General features: G+C 64.4%; 24 protein-coding genes. 8 read left to right on the forward strand and 16 right to left on the reverse strand.

Annotated elements, in window-relative coordinates; genetic code table 11:
• Positions 1-20: 20 nt before the first annotated feature.
• From ACSE4D_RS06735 to ACSE4D_RS06745, 3 genes are all read right to left on the reverse strand, one after another.
• The gene (locus ACSE4D_RS06735) at positions 21-1,214 is read right to left on the reverse strand and encodes a pyridoxal phosphate-dependent aminotransferase (RefSeq protein ID WP_135540554.1); all 1,194 of its coding nucleotides are present in this window, start codon (positions 1,212-1,214) and stop codon (positions 21-23) included.
• Between the two features lie 285 nt (positions 1,215-1,499).
• Entirely contained in the window at positions 1,500-2,060 is a 561-nt protein-coding gene (locus ACSE4D_RS06740; protein WP_436326862.1) for a hypothetical protein, read from the reverse strand.
• 123 nt (positions 2,061-2,183) lie between these two features.
• Positions 2,184-2,576, reverse strand: coding sequence for a cupin domain-containing protein (locus ACSE4D_RS06745; protein WP_436326863.1), 393 nt, complete (start codon positions 2,574-2,576; stop codon positions 2,184-2,186).
• Positions 2,577-2,755: 179 nt separating this feature from the next.
• Between ACSE4D_RS06745 and ACSE4D_RS06750 the strand changes: the two genes are divergently transcribed.
• Positions 2,756-4,210 (forward strand): NAD(P)/FAD-dependent oxidoreductase, encoded by a 1,455-nt coding sequence (locus ACSE4D_RS06750; protein WP_436326864.1) that lies wholly within the window; start codon positions 2,756-2,758, stop codon positions 4,208-4,210.
• A gap of 119 nt (positions 4,211-4,329) precedes the next feature.
• Here the strand turns inward: ACSE4D_RS06750 and ACSE4D_RS06755 are convergent, their stop codons facing one another.
• The 6 genes from ACSE4D_RS06755 to ACSE4D_RS06780 all read right to left on the reverse strand — a co-directional run bounded on the left by ACSE4D_RS06755 (position 4,330) and on the right by ACSE4D_RS06780 (position 12,193).
• Complete coding sequence (locus ACSE4D_RS06755; RefSeq protein WP_436326865.1) at positions 4,330-5,664, reverse strand: MFS transporter; 1,335 nt, start codon at positions 5,662-5,664, stop codon at positions 4,330-4,332.
• Between the two features lie 222 nt (positions 5,665-5,886).
• The gene (locus ACSE4D_RS06760; RefSeq protein ID WP_436326866.1) at positions 5,887-6,864 is read right to left on the reverse strand and encodes a cyclase family protein; all 978 of its coding nucleotides are present in this window, start codon (positions 6,862-6,864) and stop codon (positions 5,887-5,889) included.
• A gap of 99 nt (positions 6,865-6,963) precedes the next feature.
• A complete protein-coding gene (locus ACSE4D_RS06765; RefSeq protein ID WP_436326867.1) occupies positions 6,964-7,716 on the reverse strand; it encodes an SDR family NAD(P)-dependent oxidoreductase in 753 nt (250 codons plus the stop codon).
• Between the two features lie 65 nt (positions 7,717-7,781).
• Positions 7,782-8,549: an SDR family NAD(P)-dependent oxidoreductase gene (locus ACSE4D_RS06770; RefSeq protein WP_436326868.1), complete on the reverse strand. Its 768-nt coding sequence runs from the start codon at positions 8,547-8,549 to the stop codon at positions 7,782-7,784.
• A gap of 54 nt (positions 8,550-8,603) precedes the next feature.
• Positions 8,604-9,944 carry a dihydrolipoamide acetyltransferase family protein gene (locus ACSE4D_RS06775; RefSeq protein ID WP_436326869.1) on the reverse strand — a complete coding sequence of 447 codons (1,341 nt, stop codon included), beginning with the start codon at positions 9,942-9,944 and terminating at the stop codon, positions 8,604-8,606.
• A gap of 17 nt (positions 9,945-9,961) precedes the next feature.
• Positions 9,962-12,193 (reverse strand): alpha-ketoacid dehydrogenase subunit alpha/beta, encoded by a 2,232-nt coding sequence (locus ACSE4D_RS06780; protein WP_436326870.1) that lies wholly within the window; start codon positions 12,191-12,193, stop codon positions 9,962-9,964.
• A gap of 186 nt (positions 12,194-12,379) precedes the next feature.
• Here ACSE4D_RS06780 and ACSE4D_RS06785 point away from each other — a divergent pair, with 186 nt between their 5' ends.
• The 3 genes from ACSE4D_RS06785 (at position 12,380) to ACSE4D_RS06795 (ending at position 14,971) form a co-directional block, all read left to right on the forward strand.
• Complete coding sequence (locus tag ACSE4D_RS06785) at positions 12,380-13,036, forward strand: GntR family transcriptional regulator (protein WP_436326871.1); 657 nt, start codon at positions 12,380-12,382, stop codon at positions 13,034-13,036.
• Positions 13,037-13,069: 33 nt separating this feature from the next.
• Complete coding sequence (locus ACSE4D_RS06790; RefSeq protein ID WP_436326872.1) at positions 13,070-13,606, forward strand: VOC family protein; 537 nt, start codon at positions 13,070-13,072, stop codon at positions 13,604-13,606.
• A gap of 198 nt (positions 13,607-13,804) precedes the next feature.
• Positions 13,805-14,971, forward strand: coding sequence for a pyridoxal phosphate-dependent aminotransferase (locus ACSE4D_RS06795; RefSeq protein WP_436326873.1), 1,167 nt, complete (start codon positions 13,805-13,807; stop codon positions 14,969-14,971).
• Between the two features lie 38 nt (positions 14,972-15,009).
• On the opposite strand, the gene ACSE4D_RS06800 is transcribed toward ACSE4D_RS06795, so the two are convergent.
• The 3 genes from ACSE4D_RS06800 to ACSE4D_RS06810 form a co-directional block, all read right to left on the reverse strand.
• Positions 15,010-15,627: an OmpA family protein gene (locus ACSE4D_RS06800; RefSeq protein WP_436326874.1), complete on the reverse strand. Its 618-nt coding sequence runs from the start codon at positions 15,625-15,627 to the stop codon at positions 15,010-15,012.
• Positions 15,627-16,202 (reverse strand): hypothetical protein, encoded by a 576-nt coding sequence (locus ACSE4D_RS06805; RefSeq protein ID WP_436326875.1) that lies wholly within the window; start codon positions 16,200-16,202, stop codon positions 15,627-15,629. The genes ACSE4D_RS06800 and ACSE4D_RS06805 overlap by 1 nt, the downstream gene beginning before the upstream one ends.
• A 119-nt stretch (positions 16,203-16,321) precedes the next feature.
• Positions 16,322-16,981 (reverse strand): homing endonuclease associated repeat-containing protein, encoded by a 660-nt coding sequence (locus ACSE4D_RS06810; RefSeq protein ID WP_436326876.1) that lies wholly within the window; start codon positions 16,979-16,981, stop codon positions 16,322-16,324.
• Positions 16,982-17,477: 496 nt separating this feature from the next.
• Here ACSE4D_RS06810 and ACSE4D_RS06815 point away from each other — a divergent pair, with 496 nt between their 5' ends.
• Positions 17,478-18,206 carry a haloacid dehalogenase type II gene (locus ACSE4D_RS06815; RefSeq protein ID WP_436326877.1) on the forward strand — a complete coding sequence of 243 codons (729 nt, stop codon included), beginning with the start codon at positions 17,478-17,480 and terminating at the stop codon, positions 18,204-18,206.
• A gap of 68 nt (positions 18,207-18,274) precedes the next feature.
• Here the strand turns inward: ACSE4D_RS06815 and ACSE4D_RS06820 are convergent, their stop codons facing one another.
• From ACSE4D_RS06820 to ACSE4D_RS06830, 3 genes are all read right to left on the reverse strand, one after another.
• Positions 18,275-18,679: a VOC family protein gene (locus ACSE4D_RS06820; protein WP_436327120.1), complete on the reverse strand. Its 405-nt coding sequence runs from the start codon at positions 18,677-18,679 to the stop codon at positions 18,275-18,277.
• Positions 18,680-18,714: 35 nt separating this feature from the next.
• Complete coding sequence (locus ACSE4D_RS06825) at positions 18,715-19,083, reverse strand: hypothetical protein (RefSeq protein WP_436326878.1); 369 nt, start codon at positions 19,081-19,083, stop codon at positions 18,715-18,717.
• Positions 19,084-19,198: 115 nt separating this feature from the next.
• Positions 19,199-19,507, reverse strand: coding sequence for a biopolymer transporter Tol (locus ACSE4D_RS06830; RefSeq protein WP_436326879.1), 309 nt, complete (start codon positions 19,505-19,507; stop codon positions 19,199-19,201).
• A 162-nt stretch (positions 19,508-19,669) separates the two neighbouring features.
• Here ACSE4D_RS06830 and ACSE4D_RS06835 point away from each other — a divergent pair, with 162 nt between their 5' ends.
• Positions 19,670-20,134 (forward strand): SRPBCC family protein, encoded by a 465-nt coding sequence (locus tag ACSE4D_RS06835; protein ID WP_205683357.1) that lies wholly within the window; start codon positions 19,670-19,672, stop codon positions 20,132-20,134.
• Between the two features lie 113 nt (positions 20,135-20,247).
• Here the strand turns inward: ACSE4D_RS06835 and ACSE4D_RS06840 are convergent, their stop codons facing one another.
• Positions 20,248-20,403, reverse strand: a complete 156-nt coding sequence (locus ACSE4D_RS06840; protein WP_436326880.1) for a hypothetical protein — start codon at positions 20,401-20,403, stop codon at positions 20,248-20,250.
• 119 nt (positions 20,404-20,522) lie between these two features.
• On the opposite strand from ACSE4D_RS06840, the gene ACSE4D_RS06845 reads away from it, so the two are divergent.
• Entirely contained in the window at positions 20,523-23,699 is a 3,177-nt protein-coding gene (locus tag ACSE4D_RS06845; RefSeq protein WP_436326881.1) for a DEAD/DEAH box helicase, read from the forward strand.
• Between the two features lie 78 nt (positions 23,700-23,777).
• Positions 23,778-24,986, forward strand: coding sequence for a Fic family protein (locus tag ACSE4D_RS06850; protein WP_436326882.1), 1,209 nt, complete (start codon positions 23,778-23,780; stop codon positions 24,984-24,986).
• Positions 24,987-25,042: the final 56 nt, after the last annotated feature.

Raw genomic sequence — 25,042 nt, forward strand, 5'->3', positions numbered from 1 at the left:
GAGGCGGCTCCCCGCCCGGCTCAGGCCTCGATCCACTCCTTGAGGCGACCGAGGCCGGTGATGATCGCGGCTTCGTCGATGCCCGAGTAGGCCAGCCGGATATAGGATCGGTCCTCGCCCGGCTGCGGTGCGCCGAAATGCTCGCGAGTGCAGAACGAGACTCCCGTGTTGTGCAGCGCCTCGGTGGAGAAATCGGCCAGGGTGGCGATCCCCTTGGCCGCCATCGCCTCGGTGACGTCGGGGAAGACGTAGAACGTCGATCCGGGCGTCGCCGTGCTCATGCCGGGGATCTCATTGATGATGCGACAGGTGGCGTCCCGACGCTTGCGCAGCACCTCCAGCATCTGCCCCACCGGCGCCTGCGGTCCGCGCAGGGCGGCGATGCCCGCCCACTGCACATACTGGTTCGTGCAGGATTCGTCGTTGGTGTTCATCGTCGAGATCGCCTCGGCGACAGTCTTCGGAGCCACCGCACAGCCGAGTCGCGATCCGGTCATCGCGTACTTCTTCGAGAAGGTGTAGAGGATGACGGTGCGCTCGGCCATCCCCGGCAGAGCCGCAATCGACTGGGACTTGCCCCGATAGCGCATCTCGAAATAGGCCTCATCGGAGAGCACCCACAGGTCGAATTCCTGCGCGATCGCAGCCACGGCCTCTCGTTCTTCTGCCGTCGATTCGGCTGAGATCGGATTCTGCAGGTCGTTGTAGATGATGGCCGTGGTGGTCTCGTCGATCGATGCCCGCAGATGGTCGAGGTCGATGGCGAACCCGGTCTCGGTGGGCACATACCGATACGGCAAGGCGGTGCCGCCGAGGTAGTTGATCTGGGATTCGTAGATCGGGAATCCGGGGTTCGGATAGAGCACGCTCTCGCCAGGGTCCATCACGGCCTGGAGGAATTTCGTGATCACGGGCTTGCCTCCGGTGGTGACAACCACCTCGGCGGGGTCGATGTTCATGCCGCGCCGAGCACCGATGTCATCGGCGAGCGCCTCTCTCAGCTCGGGAATGCCTGGTCCGGGGCAGTAGCCGGTCTTGCCGTCGCGGATGGCCTGCTCGAGCGCTTCGACGATATGCCCGGCCAGGGGGAAATTGAGGTCGCCGAGGTGGAACGGAAAGACCTCGTTTCCGCGCGCCTTCCACTCGGCGGCGGCTTGGGCCACGCGGAACGCGGTCTCGGTGCCGAGGTTGTCCAGGCGTTGAGCGGTCTTCATTGTCGGCTCCTTCATCGGGTCGGGCAGAACGAGAGCGTGACCGCAGCGACTGCGGGCTGAGGTTCCGGCGCCCTTGAGCACGCAGAACATCCCTCGCTTCACACGATAGAACACCGCGAGCCGGAATGTCAGCGGTGGTCAGCCGCAGGGCACGATCGGTCACCAGGCCCGCCTGCATTCGGGTCGACCGCACGGCGAAGGGCCAGACCACTAGCCAGTCGGGTCGACAGCCCGGCGTCTAGTCCCCCGGCCGGCAGCTAGTCCTCCGGCTGCCAGTCCGATCGATCAGTCCACGGCCAGAGCTGCACGCCCAGCCAATAGGCACCACAGTCCGATGGCCAACAGCACCGGGGCACCGAGGACACCGCACCAGAAGCTCGGCGCGCCGAGGCTGCGCGGAATGAGGTACGCCGCGATTGCGATGATCGTGATGAGCGCTCCCGCGAGATGGAGGACCGGCTGGGCGAAGACGACGGCGAGCGCGAAGAAGTGGATGCCGACGATCGCGAGGATGAGTGGGGCGACCGCCTCGGCGTGGCCGGAACGGACTGCGAAGAAGCTGAGGACGGCGGCTGCGATGATCTCTGCCCAGACCACGACGATATAGATCGTGAACGCAGTCGTGCCCGTGGCGATCGCACTCGGTTCCGACCAATGGCCGATGGCCAGGAAGATGCTCGGCACCGCCAGGCCGAGTCCGGCTGCTGAGAGTCCGCCGAGGAGGATCCGGAAGACGACTCGATCGGGCGGAGCCTCCTGCGCCCATCCTGACCAGATGAACGCGGCGAGGCCGAACACCGCGCCGATCATCACGAGATCGCGCGGAAAGGACAGGTCGATCATCATTGATCCCTTCACCCAAGGCCGGCTGTCTGTCGAGTCTAACCCGGTCTTCGACCCAGGTTCGGGCAACGGGCTCAGTCTTCGATCGGCGCTCGAGCAACGTACGAGCTCGAACAGCGTGCGAACTCAGCCTTCGTGCGGAGCGATGAACAGCTTCCGCAAGGGCGCTTCGTCGACGTACCAGCGGGTGGTCATCCCCTCGTCGAGGCGGACCAGCGAACCCGGCGCCAAATGGATCGGCTCGCGCCGTGGTTCATCGAATTCGATGCGCCCGGTGCCGGAGATGACGAGGAAGACCTCATCGCCTTCGACATCGCGCATGGCCCCGGCGCTCATCTCCCACAGCCCGAAGTCCGCCCCGCCGATGGTGCCGAGTTCGGCGAATCCCGTCGTCGCGGTCCTCCCGCCCTCATCGTCGCGAGGCCCCGCCGAGGCGGCCGCTGGCAGGTCCTGCCAGGTCTCGATGGGTTCGTGGCTGAGGGGAAGATCATGGGTGTCGATCGGCTCCATTGCACTCATGCGATCAGTGTAGCCAGACTCCGCCCGAGGAAGCGAACCATTCCGCGCAATCAGCACCGAACCTCGCCGGTTTCAGCAGACGATACATTCGCTGACAACTGTTTACTTCGTGGCCGACGTGGGATAGAACTGTTTCCGTAGACCCGCCTCATGCGCGTCTCGTTTTCAGGAGTTGATCCATGTCCTACTTCAATGGTGAAGCATCGCACTGGCTGGCCCAGTCCCCCGCCGCTCCCATCGACCCCACCCCGCTGCCGAGCGAGAAACAGGATCTCGTCATCGTCGGCGGCGGCCTGACCGGCCTGTGGTCGGCCTACTATGCCCGGCAGACTCACCCGGACTGGTCGATCACGATCCTCGAGGCCAAGCACATCGGCTACGGCGCCTCGGGCCGCAACGGCGGCTGGCTGTCCACCCTGCTCCCCGGCAACCGGGCCAAGTACGCCGAGGCGGTTGATCGCGCCCTGCAGAACGACCCCACCGGCCCGGTCGGTTCGACCGGACTCGACGGAGTCTCGAGCGTCCGGTCCTTCCAGTCCGCACTCTTCGACTCCGTCGATGAGGTCCTCGCCGTCTGCGAGACCGAGGGCATCGACGCCCACCAGGTCCACGGAGGCCATATCGACATCGCCCAGTCCGAGGCCGGGATGTCGCGCCTGCACGCACTCTTCGAGGGCAATGCGCAGTTCGGCTACGGGCCCGAGGACATGCAGTTCCTCGACGCCGAAGCGACCCGGAATCGCATCAACGTCGACGGCGCCCAGGGCAGCATCTTCTTCCCCGGCACCGCGGCCATCGACCCGGCACTGCTCACCCGCGGACTCGCCCACACCCTTCGGCAGCAGGGCGTGACCATCTGTGAAGCCACCTCGGCGAGTCATATCGGGAAGGGAACGGTGGCGACCAACCGGGGGCCGGTGCGCGGGGAGACGATCTTCGTCTGTCTCGAGGGCTACTCGGACACCGTCACCGGGGACCTGCCCGGCCTGCAGGGACGGCAGGTGATCCCGGTCTTCTCCTCGATGATCGCGACCGAACCGCTGCCGGCGAAGGCGTGGGAGTCGATCGGCTGGCAGGGCCGGGAATGCCTCGGCGACACCGCGCACACCTTCATCTACGCCCAACGCACCGCCGATGGTCGGATCGCGCTCGGCGGGCGCGGGGCACCCTATGCCTTCGGTTCCGGGCTGCCCGGCGACGGCGAAGTCCCCGCCGAGGTGGTCGACCTGCTGGCCCGGCGCCTGTCCTCGCTCTTCCCGGACCTCGAGTTCGACATCGCCCACGCCTGGCGCGGGGCGCTCGGGGTGACTCGGGACTGGTGTGCCGGGATCTTCTTCGATCCCGCCCAGCGCATCGGGGTGGCGCGCGGCTATGCCGGGCACGGGGTGACGGCCACGCATCTGGCCGCGAAGACGTTGCTCGACCGGGCGTCCGGTGCTGCAACTCCGCTGACCGGGCTGCCGTGGAACGATCATTTCTCCGGACAGTGGGAGCCCGAACCGATCCGCTGGCTGGGGATACGCTCGATGTACAAGCTCTTCGGCGTCGCCGATGCGTGGGAAACCGCGACGAGCGCGAAGAAGACGAGCCTGCTCGCCCAGTTCGGCTCGCGGCTTGCCGGGTTGCACGAGTAGCTCGTCACCGGCGGCTTGAATCTGCAGAAGCCACCACTGCGGGTGGCTTCTGCAGGCTCAGACTGTCGATAGCAGTCCGGTGTCGACGGCCGCAGTCTGAGCGCGGACCGTACAGAGAGTCAGCTTCGCTTCAGACCGAGTTCCGCTGTCGGCGTCTTCGCAGTCTCGGGACTGAATGCGGCGCACAGCGCCGAGACGGCTATTCCGGCAGCAGCAAAGAGCGCGACACCGACCCAGTTGTTGTCATCGCCGTTGATCGTCTGAGCGATCGCCGGAGAGAACCCTCCGAGGACCAGGCCGATCATGAGGCTGATCGCCATTCCGCTGTACCGGATGTTCGCGGGGAACTGCTCGGGGAAATAGACTGGATAGATCCCGTTGGCCGCAGCGTAGGCAAACGACATGAGCAGGATTCCCAGCGCCCATACGAGGCCCGTGTGCCCCGGAGCGGCGTGGGCCAAGGCGCCGAGGTAGGCGAAGGTGAGTACGATCATTCCGATGCAGCCCGAGATGAAAACAGGTTTGCGTCCGATCCTGTCCGACAGGTGCCCGAGGAACGGGATCATGAACAGGGTGCCGAGGTTCGACACTGTGATCAGCGCCAGCATCTCGCTGCTGGAGACCCCTGCCACCTGCGTGCCGTATGCCAGAGAGAAGGTGCTGAAAAGGCCGACCATGAGGAGGAACAGGGCCATCCCGGCGACTCGGATCATCTGCAGCGGGTAGTGCTTGACCAGGTGGAACAGCGGGACTTTGACGGTCTCGTCGTTCTCCTTCGCTTCCTCGAAGATCTCGGGCTCCTGCAGTCGCGCTCGCATATAGATGGTGATGACGGTGACGACGATGCTCAGCAGGAACGGGATCCGCCAGCCGAAGCTCAGCATGAATTCCTGCGGAAGCATGTTCAGCGGGATGAACACGGCAGAGGAGAGGACCAGACCTGCGGTCGCGCCCGCGATGGTCCAGCTGGCATAGAAACCGCGGCGGTTCTCCGGCGCGGTCTCCATCGACAGCGAGGCCGATCCGGGCGATTCTCCGCCGGCGGATAGACCCTGCAGAAGACGCATAAGGACGATGAGGACCGGCGCCCAGAAGCCGATGGTCGAATATGCGGGCACCAGTCCGATGACGAACGTCGAGGCACCCATGAGCACGATGCAGGCCATCAGCGCGGTCTTACGACCGAGGACGTCGCCGAGCCATCCCCAGATGATTGCGCCGGCGGGCCGGGCGACATAGGAGACGCCGACGGTGGCGAGTGCCATGATCTGCCCGAGTCCTCCCTCACTGGGGAAGAAGAGCGGCTGCAGATAGAGGGCAGCAGCAGTGGCGAAGATGTAGAAGTCGTAGTATTCGAGCGCGGTTCCGACGAAGCCCGAGGTCGCAGCATTGCGAGCGTTTCGGCGCTGGGACGCAGCGTCAGGCGCTGCCGCAGCAGTGGTTGATGAGGACACGGTGGACCTTTCGTGAAGGGCGGTAGATGCCGAACAGGGCCGGCAGCGATTGTCTGAGCGCCACCGCTGGTTTGAGGACTCTCCGTTCCGGCGGTCGACGGGGACGCGGTCGCGGCATACCCGAAGGTCGACCGCCACGATGCGGCTCGTCGTCGAGCAGATGCGTCATCCAGATGGGTGGAGCGGGCGGATGGGATGGAACTGGCCTCGTGGCGGAGGGATTCACCGAACGACGACCGGGTTGACCGGCGCCCCGGTCCCTCCGACTACTTTGAGGGGAGCGGCTGTGTAGAGGAACGACCAGCGTCCGTCGGCGGCGCAGGCGTCCGCGAGTTCGTCGAGGATCGTCATCTCCGTCATGAGCAGACCGAGATTGCGCAGGAACGCCGCATGCAGCGGCAGCAGCACTCCGGATTCGGGGTCGGTGGTCACTTCGTTCGCGATGGTGTCGGTCACCAGGTTGGCGATCTCCATCGACCGGAACCATTCGACAAGCTCCCGCGAGTAGGTGAGACCGGGTTCGATGAAGTCGGCGAAGAATTCTTCAGGCTGGCGCGAATACCAGGACCCGATGAAACCGGTCCGAATGACGAGGACGTCACGCGGTTTGATCTCGACACCTTGCGCTTCCGCCGCGGCGAGGACGTCTTCATGAGTGAAGGTCTCGCCTTTATCGAGCACGTCCTTGCCACGGTGCCGCGCCATGTCGATGAGCACCCCGCGCCCGACGATGCCGTGCTCGGCGATCGGCAGAATGGAGGCCTTGGACAGAGCACCGGCGGTGGTCTGCGAATCGTATCCGTTCCAGATCTGGTCGTCGTACCAGGTGTGACCGAGTGCGTCGTACTGGGTCGAACCCTGCAGAGAGATGGTCGCGACATCGTCGGCGTCTGTCAGTCCACCCGGGTAGGGGTCGAGTCCCGTCTCTCCCTTCGCCCACACTTCCGCGTCGCGCACGTTCTTGCGTTCGATCTGGGGACGGCCGGGCCATACCGGGTCGCCGCGCTCATCGTCCCACCCCATCTGGATCTGCAGAGTGTAGCTCTTGCCGGTCTTGACCTCAGCGACGCCCTTGAGCGCCTCCTCAGGGCCGAGGTAGTTGAGGGTTCCGATTTCGTCCTCTGCGCCCCATTTGCCCCAGTTCGTCGGCGGGTTGGGGCCGAATAGCTCGGCCAGTGATGGAACGTTCGTATCACGCATGTCTTCTCCTTCGAATGTGATTCGTGTTTTTCGGATCGGCTTCTTACAAGGTGCGGCGAAGCCGGTGCAGCCGGCGATGAGGCGGCCGGATCGGATGTGTCAGCCGGCCATGTGCAGTCCGCCGTTGACGTGAAGAGTGTCGCCGTTGATGAACGACGCTGCCGGGGAGCAGAGGAACACCACCGCCGAGGCGACTTCCTCCGGTTGCCCGAACCGGTGCAGCGGGGTGGCGGCGAGGAGTGCGTCACCACCGGAAGCGACGAGCCCTTCGGTCATTCGCGTCGCGATGATTCCGGGTGCGACGGCGTTGACACGAATGTTCCGCTCCCCGAGCTCCCAAGCCAGGCTCCTGCCGAAGGAGACGATCGCTCCCTTGGTGGCGGCGTAGTGCGCATGGTTGCGGCTGCCCCGGGAACCGGCCATCGAACCGAAGTTGACGATGGACCCGCCCTCACGCATGTGCGGGATCAGAGCTCGAATCAGCTTGAAGCTGCTATCGAGATTGATCGTCATCGTCCGGTCCCAGTCTTCGTCGCTCATCTCCTCGACCGCGTGCTCGGTGTAGATACCGGCAGCGACCACGAGATGATCGATGCCGCCGACGGATTCGACGAGGCGGCGCAGCTCTTCGAGCGTATCGGCATCAGTGAGGTCACCGCTGAGCTGAGAGACCGAGGTGCGTTCGGGCAGCGTTGCGGTGACGGCCGAGACCGTTTCGGGCACGAGGTCGACGAGGACGAGTTCGGCTCCGGCAGCCGCGAAGTACTCGGCGCTCTTCGAACCGATCCCTCCGCCTGCTCCGGTGATGAGCACGCGCCGGCCGGAGAAGAGGTCTGGGGCGAATGGGTTCATGGTTGTTGCCTTTCGTTCAAGGGGTGGCCGGAGTCGCTTTCAGTGGGGGCGCCCGGAGGCTGTGGTCACTCGTACCAGTTTCCGTCGATGGTCATTCCGCCGTCGACCATGAGTGTGTGGCCGGTGATGAAGGACGCTTTGGGGCCGGCGAGAAAAGTGATGCCGGCCGCGATCTCCTCCGGTTGCGCCCATCGATCAAGCGGGATCCGTTTGGTGATCGGAGCGGGGTCAAGCAGGCCCTGCTTTTCGAGCGCAGCGTTGAATGGAGTCCAGGTGTATCCCGGTCCGATTGCGTTGACTCGGATGCCGTCGTCGGCCCATTCCACTGCCAGGCTCTTCGTCAATCCGATCAGTCCGTGTTTGACGGTGTTGTAGCTGGCGCGTTTCGGCATGCCTGCCACTCCTGCGACCGAGGAGATGTTGACAATCGCTCCGCCGCCGTCCTTGAGCAGGGAGTAGGCGGCCCGGCAGGCGCGCATAGTGCCGGTGAGATGCACGTCGAGGAGGGCTTCCCAGTCCGAGTCGCTCATTTCCGCGCTCGGCACGGGCTTGGCATTGCCGGCGCAGTTGACGAGCGCATCGAGCCGCTGTTCAGTCTCCGTGATCGATGCGAAAGCCTCGTCGACGGCGGCACGATCGGTGACATCGACAATGATTCCCCGCAGGGACCAGCCGGAGGGCGCTCCCTCCAGGGCCGCGTCGAGCTTCTCCTGGGAGAAGTCGAGAATGACCGCGGCGCCGCCATCGCCGCACCATGACTCAACGGTGGCCCAGCCGATTCCCGAGGCACCGCCGGTCACGGCGAGCACGGGTGAGCTGTCTGTGGAACTCATTTCCATCAATCTCCTTCGATCTGTGATTGCATGCGGTCTCCGCCCTCGATGAGGTCAGAGCACCAGGCTCATCGGGTCTTCGAGGGCAGTCCGCAAGGAGGTCAGGAGCCTGCCGGCGACGGCACCATCGATGATCCGATGATCGGCGGAGAAGGTCACAGTCATCATCGAAGCGACGGAGAGTTCGCCGTCGCTGACGACGGCTCGCTGCTCGGTGGCTCCCACTGCGAGGATTCCTGCCTGCGGCGGGTTGAGGATCGCGGAGAACTCGCGAGTGCCGAACATCCCGAGATTGGAGAGGCTGAAGGAACCGCCTTCGAGCTCCTGCTGCCGTATGGCCTTCTCACCGGCGCGGGCTTTCAGGTCCTGAGTCGTCCGACACAGGGCGGCCATGGACAGGTTGGTGACATCGTGGACGACCGGGGTCAGCAGGCCGCCCTCGGTGGCGATCGCCATGGAGATGTCAACGGAGTCGAACGTCCGGATCGAGTTCTCGTTCCAGATCGCATTCGCCTCGGGGACTTCACGCAGCGCGTGGCCGAGCGCCTTGAGCACGAGGTCGTTGATCGTCGCCTTGATCCCCTGCCGTTCCAGGGAGACGTTGATCTGCTTCCGGAAGTCGAGCAGGGCGTCCATACGGATGTCCCCAGTGAGGTAGAAGTGGGGGACGGTGGACTTGGATTCTGTGAGACGGCGCGCGATCGCCCGCCGCATGCCGGTCAGCGGCACATCGGTATAGCCGACGTCCGCGGTGCCTCCCACGGAAACAGCCGACGGCTGTGCATCCGTCGGGGTGCTTGCCGAGTCGCTCTCAGCGGCCTCGGCAGCGGCCTCGATATCGGACCGGATGATCCGGCCCCCCGGGCCGCTTCCATTCAGTCCGGTGACGTCAATGCCGAGTTCGCGGGCACGACGTCGGGCCAACGGCGAGGCGAATACCCGGGTCATATCGGAAGTCGCGGCTTCGACGGTGTCGACGGGCGCGTCGGCAGCCGCGCCCGCAGTGTCAGCCTGTGAAGCGTTTGAGCGCTCGACGCCGCCGACTGCTGTCTGATCTTTCTCGATCTCTGCTGCTGCGCCACTGCCCGCCGTCGAACTGGTCGCGGTCTCTGCGTGCACGCCGGCGAGAAGACCATCGATCTCGGCGTCTCCGTCTCCGGGTTCGGCGAGCACCGCGATCGGGGCCCCCACCTCGACGGTGGTGCCGGCCTCGACAAGGATTCGGGCGAGTGTGCCGGAGGATTCCGCCTCGAGCTCGACTGTGGCCTTCTCGGTCTCGATATCGGCCAGGGCCTGGCCGCGGCTGATGTCCGCGCCGGTTTCGACCAGCCAGGATTCGATGACGGCGTCAGTGGCGTCCGCGACGATCGCGGGGAGGGTGACAAGCTGTGCCATGGTGGTGTTCCTTGCTCTCAGTTCCGGCCCAGGCCGTCGGCGATGAGGTCGAAGCCGTGGGTGACTTCAGCGGGACCGGCGTTCGCTGCAGATTCGAGGACCTTCGAGATGGACGGGCTCGCCTCGCGTCCGCTCACGCGCTGGACCGGCTGGTCGAGGTAGTCGAAGAATCGGCGCTGGATCTCATCGGCCAACCAGGACCCGTAGGAGGTGCCGATCGGTCCCTGCTCGACGATGAGGACGCTGTTCGTTCGCCGAATGGAGTCACCGATCGTCTCCCAGTCGAAGCTGGCTCGATCGAGCCAGCGCAGGTCGATGACCTCAGCGTCGAGATCCGCGCGCGCCTCCGCCTCGTCGAGGGCCAGGGAGACCATGTTCAGGTAGCTGAGCACTGTGACATCTGTGCCGGTTCGACGGACGGCTGCCTTGCCCAGCGGCAGCCGGTAGTCGGGATCGCCGGACGGGATCTGGTCCTTGCGCGCATAGAGGTCGACATGTTCGAGGACAAGCACCGGATCGTCGAGGTCGAGTGCGGTGTTCATCAGCCCGATGTAGTCCTCGGCGTTCGAGGGAGCGATGATCCTCCAACCCGGGTTCGTGGCGAAGACGCCTGCCGGGTCCATCGAGTGCTGGGATCCGTATCCGGCTCCCATTGCGACCTTCGACCGCAGCACCACCGGCATCGAGGACTGACCACCGAACATATGGCGGGCCTTGCCGATCTGGTTGAACACCTGGTCGGCGGCGACCCACATGAAGTCGGAGTACATGAATTCGACGATGGGAATGTACCGACCGGTCATCGACAGCCCACCGGCCAGACCGGTGAAGGCGTTCTCGCTGATGGGGGTCCCGAGGACCCGGTCGGGGAAGGCCTTCGCGAGTCCACGCGTCGCTCCATTGGTGCCGCCCTTGAGCCGGTGGACGTCCTCGCCCATGACGACGACGGACTCATCCGTGCTCATCCGGTGTTCGAGGGTGTCGGCGATCGCGTCGACGAAGCGGCGCTCGATCGTGTCTCCGGCGGCGGGCCCATGGGTGCCCGGAGGCAGCTCGCCGAGAGCAGCCGATGAGCGGATGTGGGCGTCCACCTCGGCGGTGTCGGGCCATTCGGCCTGGCGGATCCGCTGAGCGCCCTTCGTCGATTCCGGATCGGTTTCGGTCAGTTCGCCGACGATCCGATTGATGACTTCACGGATGCGCTCTGCCAGGTCTTCGTTGTCTTTGTCCGTGAGAAGGCCGCGGCGGATCATTTCGCCGGCGACCTTGTCGACGGGGTCCTTCTCCCGCCATTCCTTCTCCTCGACTTTGGAGCGGTAGCCGAATGCGGAGCCGGGGAACGGGCCGTTCTGATGGAAGAAGCGGTAGGTGCGTGCTTCGATGAGAGTTGGTCCGTGACCGGCGCGCATATGCTCGACGGAGGCCTGCTGAGCGAGATAGACGGCCAGCGGGTCCATGCCGTCGACCTGCCAGGATCGGATGCCGAATCCCGGGCCGCGCAGGGCGAGGTTGCTTTCGCCGGTGACGTCGTCGACGGAGGTCGAGACCGCGTAGAGATTGTTCTCGAGGAAGAAGCACAGAGGCAGCTTCCACGCGGCGGCGAGGTTGAAGGTCTCCAGCGTGGATCCGATGTTCGAGGCGCCGTCGCCGAAGTAGGTGACCGTCACTCCCATATCGGGGCTCGCCTCGGTGTCGGTCGCCGAGGCTCGGCTGAGCGCGTCGTGGCGTTGAGCCCAAGCATTGCCGGCGGCCAGGGGAACCCCTCCCCCGACGATCGCGTTCGTGCCGAGGGCACCGGCTTCGGTCCACTGCAGATGCATAGATCCGCCGCGGCCACCGCTGAAGCCGGCGCTGAGTCCGAGGATCTCGCCGAGGGTGCGGTGGACGAATTCCGTGAGTTCATCGGCTTTGATCCCGTCGACGGTCTTCAGCCCCTCCGGCCGCAGGTATGAGAGTCCCTTCGCGAGGAACTGGTGGTGGCCGCGGTGGGTGCCGTTGACCCCGTCGGCCGCTCGGAGTGCGAGGACGGAGCCGACCGCCGCGCCCTCCTGTCCGATGCTCGAATGCGCCGGGCCGTGGACCAGTCCGCTGCCGGCGAGTCCGAGGACGACCTCTTCGAAGATCCGGATCGTGTGTGAGTGGACGAGCATCGATTCGAGAAGCGCCGGGTCGGCGGCGTCCCAGTCAGCAGTTGTGGTGGATACGACTTCGACCGCGTTCGGCGCAGACATTTCTTGGTTGACGGGCATCGATGCTCCAGAGGTGCGAGGACTGTGTTGCGGACCACGTTAACCCAGTCTGCGTATACATTCAAACGGAATAATGCTGATTATCGCTCACTTAACCCCTCCTATGTATACACTCAGCGGAGCGAAGAGAACTCGATAGTCTTGACTGACTGCCCGAAACTCCTACGACCCACAGAGGAACCAGCAATGGCCACATCGTCTTCGGCTTCGAGCGCGCGCATTGCCGATGCACTCCGCGATCGAATTCTCAGCGGCGCCCTCGGTCCCGGCACACGGATCTTCCAGGAGGAGATCGCCGAAGAGTTCGGAGTGAGCCGCATCCCCATCCGAGAGTCTCTGCGCATCCTCGAGTCGGCCGGGCTCGTGACGATCGTCGCCTCGTCCGGAGCATGGGTCGCTTCGATGAATCTGGCGGAGTTGCAGGAGAGCTACCTCATCAGAGAGCGGCTCGAACCCCTACTCCTCGGATTGGCGGTGCCCCTGCATTCACCGGAGTCTCTGACGCGCCTGGGCGAATTGGCCGCCGAGGCAAACGCGGCGGACTCAGTCGAGCAGTTCCTCGACCTCGATCGGAAGTTCCATCTCGCGACTTTCGAGGGACCCTCAGCTGACAACCTGCGTTCGATGGTCGACAGACTCTGGAACTCGACACAGCACTACCGTCGAGCCTTCATGGAATTGATCTGGGATTCAGGATTGAGAGAGACCCGCATGGAACACGATCTGCTCGTCAAGGCTATCTCCGACCGCGACGTGCGCTCGGCCGAGGAACTCATGGCCGTCCACATTCGGCGGACACGTCTGGCGCTCGAGCATCATCCCGAAGTCTTCACGACTGCGTGATTACGACGAAACGAACACCGAAAGGACACCTCAATGAGCACAGAAGCAGGTCTCCCCGGCCTCGTCGGGACCGATCATGTCGGATTCACGGTCCCGGACATGGAGCAGGCGCACACGTTCTTCACCGAGATACTCGGGTGCGTCCACGTCTATTCGCTCGGTCCGTTCCCAGCCGATCCCGAGCTCATGGTCGATCGGCTCAACGTGCACCCCGGCGCCGTGATGCAGGAGATCCGCTTCTATCGCTGTCGAACAGGAGCGAATTTCGAGGTATTCTCCTACGACGCTCCTGATCAGAACCAGACCCAGCCCCGCAACTCGGATATCGGAGGCCATCATCTCGCCTTCTACGTCTCCGATCTCGACGAGGCTGTCGACTGGCTGCGGAGGAAGGGCGTGCGGGTCCTCGGCGAGCCGACTGCCAGCAGCGGTGCCAGCAGGGGCCAACGGTGGGTCTACTTCCTCTCGCCCTGGGGCATGCAGTTCGAACTCGTGAGCTTCCCCGCGGGAAAGGCCTATGAATCGGATGCCACTATTCTGCTCTGGGATCCTCGTGCGCCCGAGAAGTGAGCCGTCTTCGGCATCTGACTGCCCTCAACAGGAGAGGCCGCAAGTCTACCGAAACTCTCGGGGCTCTCCGCACTGCGCATTCCACCCTGCGGACGACCACCTCAGCGAAGCGGCCTCGTGACATCGTGACCCATGAGCACCGCCACCTATTCGTCGGCGTCTCGTTCCCACAGCCTCCGAAGAAGCAGGAGCATTCCGATGCCGCAGGAACACCGCATCTCCCCGATGGCCGCGAGCTACCCGGCCTCGAGCATCCGCAAGATGTTCAACCTCGCCCTCGGCCATCCCGACGCCCTCAAACTCACAGTCGGAGAACCGGACTTCAACACGCCCGAGCACATCAAGGCCGCGGGGATCAGGGCCATCGAGAACGACAACACTCGCTACGTTGCCAATGCCGGCATCCCCGAACTGCGCAATGCGATTGCCCGCAAGTACTCCGGCAGATGGGGTCGAGGCGTGGGCCCCGAGAACGTCATGGTCTCCTTCGGCGCGATGGAAGCCCTGACCTTTGCCCTCGACGTCACTGTCTCTCCTGGTCAGGAGGTGATCATCCCCGACCCCAGCTTCCCGAACTACATGGGTCAGGTGCACCGCCTCGGTGGGGTGGCTGTGTCCGTTCCCGTCCGCGAATCCGAAGGATTCAAACTGCGTGCCGAGGATGTGCGCGCGGCCATCAGCGACAAGACCGCGGCCGTGATCATCAACAGCCCCTCGAACCCGCTGGGATCGGTCATGGACCGCTCCGACATCGAGCAGATCGCCGACCTCGCCGATGAGCACGGCTTCACGGTGATCTCCGATGAGGTGTACGACGAGATGGTCTTCGACGACTCGAAGTTCACCTCCATCGCCGAGGTGCGTCCCGGATTCGATCGGTTCCTCGCCATCGGCAGCTTCTCGAAGACCTATGCGATGACCGGCTGGCGGTGCGGTTTCGTCGTCGGCGCGACCGACTGCATCGCCCCCATGGCACTGCTGCAGGAGGGTCTGACTTCGAGCCTGCCCGGCTTCGTCCAGGAGGCTGCGGTCGCCGCTCTCGAGGGACCGCAGACCGATGTCGAGAGGATGGTGGCTTCCTACGCCCGCCGCCGGGATCTGATGAGCAGACGCATCAACGCCATCGACGGGCTGAGCATGATCCGCCCGGAAGCCACGTTCTACGCCTTCGTCAGTGTCCGCGACTGGGGCCTGGGCTCCTGGGAACTGGCGACGAGGCTGCTCGAGGAGCACAAACTCGCCACCATCCCCGGATCTGCGTTCGGCCCGGCCGGCGAGGGCTACCTGCGACTGACGTTCTCGGTCTCCGATGACGACATCAACACGGCATGCGACCGGCTGGAGGCGTTCGCCGCCGGGCGGTGAGGTCCTTGCCGATTTCGGTGAGGCTTCGGCCCTGCCGGTCAGCTGTCGTCGTAGCTGATCTCGACGCGTCTGTTCTTCGCCCGACCCTTCGGGTTGTCGCCGTCTTTCGTCGAGTTCTTCGCCACCGGGTCTTCTTCACCATGGCCTTCGACCGTGAGCTCGAGGTCCGCGGACCCGTCCTTGATGACATCGGCTACGGCCTGCGCCCGCTTCTTCGACAGCTTTTTGTTCGCAGCCCCGTCGCCGACCGCGTCCGTATAACCGGCTACGGTGACCTTCGCACCGTCGGGCACGCCCTCGACAGTCTGCGTGATCACTTTCTTGGCTTTGTCGGAGATCTCGGCACTGTTGAAGTCGAAGAGGATGTCGCTGGCAAGAGTGATGACCGCGTCGTCGCCTTCCTTCTTGTTCGTCACCAGCGGGGTGACGGACTCGGCGCTGCCCCATTCCTTGACGCCGCCCGGCTCCCATCGCTGGACAGACTCATCCAGCTGCTCCTTTTTCGGCTCGGGCAGATCAGCAGGCGAGGTCACCTCCGCCTCGGAAGCTGTTCCGACACCGGGGCCGGCCGTGATTGCGGCACCGGAGCCGAGCATGACACCGACCGTGACCACGCCGAGGGCGGACGTCCAACGCCCCCGCCTGACCAGCCTCATCACGACTCCGTGATCGGAACGTCGGTGAACTTGGGCCATGATTCCTGCAGCCGGATGTCGACGGAGTCGATGTCGTTCTCCGGAGCTTTGAAGACCGCCCACGCGGTCACCGGCTGATTGTTCGTCGTCTCGGTGAAGACCGAATCCGAGGTCCACTCATCGTAGGTGTCGGAGATCGGCGAATAGACCTTGAGATTGTCCGTATCGATGAGCTGCGGGGCGAACCCGTTCTCACCCCATGCGTCGTAGATGCTGATCGCAGCATCGTCTTCCACACTCTGGAAGTGCGGTGTGACGACCAAGGTCAGGGTCTGTGTCTTCCCCTCGACCTTGAGCGAGTGGATGGCGACCGTCACCTTGTCTTCGTTCGACCCGGGAACCTTGACGTCCTGCTTGACGATGACATCGTTGGGGTCGACCTTCTCGACGCCGGCCTTCGCGGCGTCCTTGCCACCGCCCTGAGCCGAGGATTCCTTGTCCTTCGACCCGTCGCCCGGCGACGAGGAACACCCCGTCACAGCCAGAACGCAGAGAGCCGCACCGGCGATGGCCTTGCTGAGCTTGCGCGAAATCACAATGGAAGACTTTCCCTCGTCGGTATCCGGCGCAGTCACCGATCCCGACGGCTCCGTCATTCTCGAGAATTTACGCTAGCACGGATGCAGTCGGTGCCGATGGACTTGACGAAAATCGCTCATTTCACCGCTGCAAGCGCGGCGTTCCAGGAACCGTAGAATTTGCGCACAGCGGCGGCGGAAGGAACTTCGCCCTTATGCTCGGCGGCGTACTCGGTGTAAGCCTTGTAGGTGGCCGTGATTCCGCGGGATTCGCAGTCGGCGACGAAGACGGACATCGCCTTGTCATAGGCCTCCGCGTCGAAGCGCAGTTGGCCCTTCGCTCGGCCGAGTCGGTTCGTCGCCAGGCCCGCGGCCTTGAGAGCTTCGTTCCAAGAACCGAACCGCTGCACGGCCGTCTGGCTCGTCGGCGGCCACACGGCCGCGCCCTTGCTCGAGCGCGCTCTGAGTTGGTCGAGCACCTCGGAGCGCAGAGCATCATATTTCGATGCTGACAGGCTCGGGGCCTCGGCCCGGGCGCGGACGGATCGGATTGCAGCGTCCACCTCGGCGAGGGCTGACCTCACGAGCTGCGGTGCGTCGGGCAGCTGGGACTCCAGAGCCCCTTCGACCGCATCGAGCATCTCCCTGTCACGGTCTGTGATGCCCTGAGTCGACGCAACAGCACTCGACCCGGCGGCGTCGGAGCCGGTCGGCACTGCTCGGTCGGCAAGATAGAGCAGCGCTGCCAGCACGGCCGGCGAGGGAGTATGCGATTTCGTCGATCCGGTGTCATCCATCACCGCTCATTGTACGTGGCGGCTTCGACACAGCCCGTAGCCAAGCTGAAACACGGACCGACTCACCTTGGAGGTCCGGGATTCTGGAGTGAGATCCGACGCCGGTGAGCGACCGGAACTCGGTTACTGCATGAGGAGGACGGATGCGCGCGAAGAGAGTGATCGGTATAGGAGCGGCTTCGCTGATGCTGGCAACGATGAGTGTGTTCGGGCAACCGCCGCTCATGCCGGAGGCAACAAGGCGTCCTACTCCTATTATCCGACCCTGGCCAAATGCGAGCAGGGCTCAGCTTTGAGGGCGCTGTTCTACAAAAGCTGGGGAAAGTGATCGTGAAGACGCAGTGCTGGACGGTTCGCCCGGGTGAGAATTACATGGGTGAAGTCACGTTCCGATGAGTTCGCCGTCCGGCCGATGACGTCGTTGTTGCCGAATCTGCACCCGTGCCCTGACGTGTGATGTATTGGCGATCGGTGGTCAGCGGAATAGTGTGAAGGCATGGTTGCTGATCTGGGCGCAGTCGAGGCGCTGGTCTTCGACATGTTCGGCACGGTCGTCGACTGGCGAACCAGCGTGGCGAGCGGCGTCGAACCGTTCCTCGACGAGTATCTGCCCCAAGCAGATCCGCATGAGTTCGCGGACCTCTGGCGTGCTGAGTACCAGCCGTCGATGGAGCGGGTCCGCAACGGCAGTCGGCCCTTCGTGCGCTTGGACGTCCTCCATCGGGAGAACCTCGAGACTGTCATCGAACGATTCGGAGTCGATCCGCGTGAGATCTCCGACGACGTCCTCGAGGAGGTGAATCTCTGCTGGCATCGCCTCGATCCCTGGCCCGATGCGGTCACCGGGCTGGCTCGCCTCAAGCAGCGCCACATCATCGCACCGCTGTCGAACGCCAATGTGCGACTGGCCCTCGACGTGGCCAAACGCGCAGGGCTGCCGTGGGACGCGATCCTCGGCGCCGAGGTGGCCGGCGCCTACAAACCCGACCCGGCCGCCTATCTGCGCACGGCAGAGCTCCTCGGACTCGACCCCGAACAGGTGATGATGGTCGCCGCCCACAACAGTGACCTCGCCGCCGCGGCACGGGTCGGTCTGCGCACGGCTTTCGTTCGCCGTCCCACCGAGCACGGACCTGGGCAGACAGTCGATCTCGTTCCGGAGGGACCATGGGACGTCGTCGCCGAGGACTTCGAAGATCTCGCTGATCAGCTCGGCTGTCCCTGAGCCGACCGAAGCTGCAGGCGAGTGAGAAGGCTATGTCGGGACAGGTCAGACAAACCTCTCGACGCTGGTCAGGCGACGAAGATGCAGAAGGGATGTCCGGCAGGGTCGCCGAAGACATAGAGAGGCTCGTCCGGATCGTCGGAGCGATCGAAGAGCATCGTCGCACCCAGGCCTTCAGCCCGTTTGCGCTGCCTGTGCAGTTCATCGACATCGCCGACGACGAAGTCGACGTGCATCTGCATGGGCACCTCGCTGCTGGGCCACGTGGTGGCAGTGAGTTCGGCAACGAGCTGAAACGCCAATTTCCTGGTACCCCCTGAGTCGGTGAGCACCAGCCACTCGACCTCGTCGTCCTCACTGGGCGCATCCCCGTCGCGGTATCGATATCCCAGTAGGCGACGATAGAAGTCGGCCAGACTTCGTGGGTCCGTGGTGTCGATGACGGTGTGCAGCATCTGCGGGTAGGTCGGCATACGTCTCTCCGTTTCTTCACTCAAGCAGGGCAGAATCATCCAAGCCTCAGAGGTGTGAGCACGGCGATCTTCCACCTCTCGCCGATGCGTACGAGTTGGTACATGTTCCGTTCATCCGGGGCGGCACCGTGATACCGCCATGTGACATCGGCCCAGATGCTGTGCCTGGTGCGGGCGACCACCTCGATGGCGGCATCGGCATCGGTGACATCTGCGTATTGTCCGATCGCGCCGGCGAAGAACTCTTCTGTCTGCTTCGCATCGGTCACAGTGATGCGCTGGTCCGGGAATTCGATCTGCGCCGGCACTGCATAGTGATCGGCAATCGCCGCGGCATCCCGGTTGAGCAAGGCACGGGAGTAGGTGTCGAAGAACGTTGTGTGAACCTCGCTGTTCTCGTCCATGCCCACGATGGTAGCGCGCGGCCCTGACACAACTGCCTGACTGAGCGGAGTGAGGACTTCGAAGACCTCGCTGATCAGCTGACCCGATAGTGCTCAGCTGACCCGATAGTGCTAGTCAGCGCAGCTCCTCGAGTGCCGCTTCTGCGCGTTGGCGTCTGTCGGCGAGGCTCATCTGCCACCAGCAGTCACCACGTTCGCCCAGACCGTGTTTGGCCGCGTTCACGCGCTGCCGGGCATCGGCGAGATCGCCCTCCGAGCCTGACTTCTTCGCGGTCCGGACCGCATTCCTTGCCGCGCCGAGGTGGCTCTTGAGCTCATCGACCACGTTCTGATCCAGCTCGGGATCTGTTCTGCGCCACCGGCGGCCGTTGACGATCAGCCATCGTTCGTCCTCCGTGGGCGACGGCTCGGGAGATTCGGGCATCCTTCACTGTAACTCGGCGGCTCGGCGGCTCGGTGATCACGGCTGGCTGTCGATTCCGCACCCCCTGTCTGCATTCCGGCTGAGGGTATAGCGTGGCCCGACAGGGCGGGTCGGCCGATTCGCCCTGGCACACACGCGACCACCTGATGAAAGGTGAAGATCATGGCAGAGATGAACGTCAGCGCTTCCAGAACGATCGATGCTGCGCCGGAGGACATCTTCAACGTGCTCTCGAACCCGGAGCGCCACGCGGCCATCGACGGTTCGAACATGGTGGTCTCCGATGACAAGACGGATCGCATCACAGCCGTCGGCCAAGTGTTCACCATGAACATGCACTCCGAACCGATGGGTGGGGACTACAAGACCGAGAACCACGTCGTCGGCTACGAAGAGAACAAACTCCTGGCCTGGAAGACCGCTCCGGCCGGTGAGGAACCACCCGGCTGGGAGTGGGTCTGGGAGCTCATTCCGCAGGGCCGTCACTCGACGGACGTCTCCGTCACCTACGACTGGAGCTCGGTCACCGACAAGCACGTACTGAAGCAGGTCAGCTTCCCTCTCGTCGGCGAGGACGACCTCGAAACCTCACTGGGCAATCTGGCTGCCGCGGTCTCCGAGGACTGAGTCTCAGCCGTAGGCGATGGTCGATCCAAGTCGATTCTGACGAGTCCAGCGACTTGGATCGACCAGACGCGGGCACCGCTCAATGAGCCGCGATCGCCCGGAGGCAATCAGATTCAGCTCATCGAGACGAGAATCTTCACCTCGTCCTGGCTGTTCGTGAGCCGGTCGAACCCGTCGCTGATGATGTCCTCGGCAAGGATCTTCGAGGTGACGAACGGGGCGAGGTCGATCTTGCCGGAGCGAACGAGGTCGATCGCACTCGAGGTCACACGCTATTCGCTCGACGACGCACTCACCGCCTTCGATGACCTCAGGCAGGGGCGGATCCAGGGCCGCGGCGTTCTCGTTCCTTAGCTCCCAAGTCAGCCTCGAGTGAGAAGATGGCCTCGTGCCCGAAACCCGACAGACCACTCCCCCGGCCTCGGCCGCCCCCGCCGACTGGCGGGAGGCCTTCGCCCCACTCGCCGAGGCGGCCCCGCAGGAACATACGCCCGTGGCCCTGGGATTCGAGCTCGTCGAGGTCGTCCCCCGCACCTGGTTCGAACCCCAGCACTCGGTACTGCTCGAACGCGCCACCGTCTCCCCCGGCACGAACCCGTCCCTGGCCATCCGGCCGCTGCTGCTCAGCGAATCCGGCAACTGGGTGAAGAAGTCGCTGACCTGGCGCACCATCGATCGGATGGCCCGGCAGCACAATATCGACGCTCGCCACCAGGAATGGTTCACCCAGCTTGCGGGCCTGCGCACCCGGGACAGGACCGACTTCACGCCCGACGGAGCGCCGTACCACCTCGGCGATTTCCATACCCCGCTGCTGTGGAAGCACTTCGACCGGGGTGCACAGCTCGGCATCGAATTCGTCGGCATCAACCAGGGCATGGACGTGCGCATTGGGCGGGTGGCGAAAGCCGTCGTCGACATCAGGCGTGCTCAGGGCCAGCTGCGCGTCCAGCCGCGGGCGACGATCGACGAACGCGAGTTCACTCCGGGCCTGATCAAACCGATCTGGACGCATGGCTTCTTCGGCATCGACGTGGCCTCGGGCTTCACCGTGACTCTCGCTCCGGCGGAGAAGCCGACCAGGGAGTCGGCCCTGCCGGTGTTCAAAGCCGCCGGCCCGATCACCATCCCCGATTCCGAGGCCGAGGAGTTCTTCGAAGAGTACTATCCGCAGCTGCGCACCAGCGCCGAGGTGGTCAGCACCGACGACACCGTGACTTTCCCGGCCTACCGGCAGCCCCGCCTCGTCCTCTTCCTCACCTTCGGCGCCGGCGACAGGCTCGACCTTCGCTGGTACTGGGAGTACTCGGGACCCCGCCGCACCCTGCCGGTCATTTCCCGCGCGAAGCTGCCGACCGTTTCACCGCCGCACTCGGCACCGGCCGCCTCGGCGGGGGCGACCTCGACACAGACGACACAGGCGCGGGAATCCTCTGCGTGGGAGCGGGACGACCAGCGCGATCTCGAGCACGAAGCCGAAGTGCTCTCCGCGGTCGCACGGGTCCTGGCCGACACCCATGAGGAAGGGTCCCGCCTGACGGAGGTCGTCGACACCGCACTCGACGATGCCGATACCGCCGACTTCGTCGTCAACGTGCTGCCCGGACTCGAGGAGATCGAGCATCTCAAGGTCATCACCCGCGGGAAGAAGCAGCCCTACCGGGAGCTCGGCGGGGAGCCGAACGTCACAATCACCTCGGTGGAGTCGGAGAAGAACGACTGGTTCGACCTCGGCTTCCAGATCAGCGTCGACGGGCACCCGGTCCCCTTCGTCAAGCTGTACAAAGCACTGGCCAGGGGCGCGAAGAAACTCAAACTCCCCGATGACACCTTCCTGTCGCTGAGCAAACCGGTCTTCGACAAACTCAAGGCCCTCCTCGCCGAGGCGGACCTCATCCCCGAATGGGAACCCGAGACACCGAAGATCTCACGGATGCACGTGGGCCTGTGGTCGGACTTCGAGGACGTCGCCGACGAGTCCGAGCCGGCTCTGACCTGGCGGGAATCCGCACAGGCATTGGCCGATCTCGACCACCTGCCGGCCACCGAGGTGCCCGAACTGGGCGGGGCGAGGCTGCGTCCCTATCAGGTGCAGGGATTCCGGTGGTTGGCGCTGCTCTACCGGTGCCGCCTCGGCGGGATCCTCGCCGACGATATGGGGCTGGGCAAAACGCTGCAGACGCTGGCTCTCATCGCCCATGTGAAGGCCGGCCGCGCGGCTGCCCGCGAAACTGCGGCCGCGGGCGATACCGTGGCCGCCAGCGATACCGTGGCCGGCACCGGTCAGGCGAGGGCACCGTTCCTTGTCGTCGCCCCCACCTCGGTGGTCGACAACTGGGTCAAGGAGGCTGCCGCCTTCACCCCTGACCTCGATGTTCGCGTCATCGCGGAGTCGACGAAGAAGAGACGGACACCGCTGGACGAGGTCGTCGACGGTGCCGATATCGTCGTCATGTCCTATGCGATGCTGCGCCTCGACGAGGACCCGATCTCTCGCCTCGAGTGGGCCGGGCTCGTCCTCGATGAGGCCCAGTTCGTCAAGAACAGCACGGCCCTGACCCATCAGGCGGCGAAGTCCGTGCGGACACCGTTCCGTCTGGCCCTGACCGGCACCCCCATGGAGAACTCGCTGCGCGATGTGTGGTCGCTGTTTTCCATCACCGCGCCCGGACTGTTCCCGAGCCCGCACCGGTTCGACGAGGAATACGTCCGCCCCATCGAAAGCGGCGAGAACCCGGGACGGATGCAGCGGTTGCAGCGACGCATCCGACCGTTCATGATGCGCCGGACGAAGGATCTGGTGGCCGCGGATCTGCCGGAGAAGCAGGAGCAGGTCATCACCGTCGAGCTCAATTCCGCGCACCGGAAGCTCTACGACCGGGTGCTGCAGAAGGAGCGGAAGAAGATCCTCGGCTTCATCGACAGCGACTACGACAAGCAGCGGTTCATCGTCTTCCGTTCGCTCACCCTGCTGCGGATGCTCGCCCTGGACCCGAGCATCGTCGACGCCGAGCACGCCGAGGTGCCCTCGAGCAAGCTGACGGCGCTGATGGACCGGCTCGATGATGTCATCGCCGAGGGGCACCGGTCGATCGTGTTCAGCCAGTTCACCTCGTTCCTCGACCAGGTCGCCGCGGTTCTCGAGCGCCGCGGTGTGCCCCATGCCGTCCTCGACGGGTCGACCCGGAATCGAGGGGCCGTGGTCGAGTCGTTCCGGTCCGGTGAGGCCCCCGTCTTCCTCATCAGCCTCAAGGCAGGCGGCTTCGGACTCAACCTCACCGAGGCGGACTACGTCTTCCTCATGGATCCGTGGTGGAACCCCGCGACCGAGAACCAGGCGATCGACCGAGCCCACCGGATCGGTCAGACGAAGTCCGTCATGGTCTACCGCTACGTTGCCGAGGGCACGATCGAAGAGAAGGTGCTGGCCCTGCAGAAACGCAAGGCCGAACTCTTCGACTCCCTCATGTCCGATTCCGGCACATTCGAAGGCCGCGGGTCCAGCGGACAGGCGTTCAGCCAGACCGTCACGGCCGAGGACATCCGGGGGCTGCTGGACGGGTGAATATTTACTTTAGATGAACTAAAGTAAATATACGAGCCCGTTTCTCACCGTGGGGCCCACCCGACAGAAGGCCCGCCCATGCCCTACAGCGTCGAATGCCACTGGAGTCCTCCGAACCCCGCGGGGCTGAGCAGAAAGGACAGAGCCTCAGGCACATTCCACGCCTATGTGCCCGATGAGCTCTCCTCCGCTCTCCCCACACTCGGTGCCGAAGCACAGCGCGCAGCCGAGGAAGCAGTCGTCGTGCTGGCCCGCCTCGATGAACGGATCAGGTCCTCGGGCAGCAGCTATCTCAACCATCTGCTCATCCGGTCCGAGAGCATCTCCTCATCGTGGATCGAAGGCAACCGCCTCAGTCCGAAGAAGCTGGCGATCGCCGAACGCCTCCACCACGGCGACCGGGTCGCACTCGATGTCATCGCCAATGTGAGAGCCACTGAGAACGCGATCGATGAGATCGCTGACCCCTCACGAGCGATCACGGTCCGTGACATCGAAGAGCTGCAGCACTCGATCGAGCCCCGGCTCGAGCCCGGACTGCGGACGACCCAGAATTGGGTCGGCGGCCCCGGAAACAGTCCTCTGCGCGCCGATTTCGTCCCGCCTCCGGCCGCCGAGGTGAAACGGCTCGTTGCGAACCTCGCCGAATTCGTCTCAGCCACCGAGGGAAACCCCGTCATTCGTGCGGCCATCGCCCATGCTCAGTTCGAGACGATCCATCCGTTCATCGACGGAAACGGTCGAACCGGGCGAGCGCTCGTCCACACCGTCCTCAAACGCGCCGATGCCCTCCGCACTGTGCTCGTGCCGATCAGCACTGTCTTCGCTTCTGACACGACTACCTATATCGGTGGGCTCACGGCCTATCGTCAGGCCCCAGCCGATCTCGACCACTGGGTCATCTCCTTCGCCGAGGCGGTCGAAGCCGCCGCCGCAAGCGCCGTCCTCCTCGCCGAGGATATCGAGGCACTCGAGCAGACGGTTCACACGGACCTCATCGAGCATCGCCGAGCGATCGGCAAGTCACCGGCTCGGCCGAGGACCGGTTCCGTCATCCTGAAAATCCTCGACAGCTTGGCACGAGAACCCGTGATCACCATCGAGTCGGTCTCGGTCGAGCACGGAGTGACTCGGGCGGCTGCGCACCGCGCCCTCGTCGAACTCGCCGAGGCGAAGATTCTCCGACGAACCAAGAACCACAAGGGCAAGATCATCTGCTATTCGGCAGACCAGCATCTGGCCTATGTCGAGTTGACCGAAGCGAGCCAGCGGAGCCGCAAGGCGTGAGGGCGGTCGCCTCGGCGCAGATGAGCCGACGGCTTTCTCCATCACCTCTGGAGTTC

The organism is Brevibacterium sp. FAM 27836, assembly GCF_051351055.1.
In the GTDB taxonomy this organism is placed as follows: domain Bacteria; phylum Actinomycetota; class Actinomycetes; order Actinomycetales; family Brevibacteriaceae; genus Brevibacterium.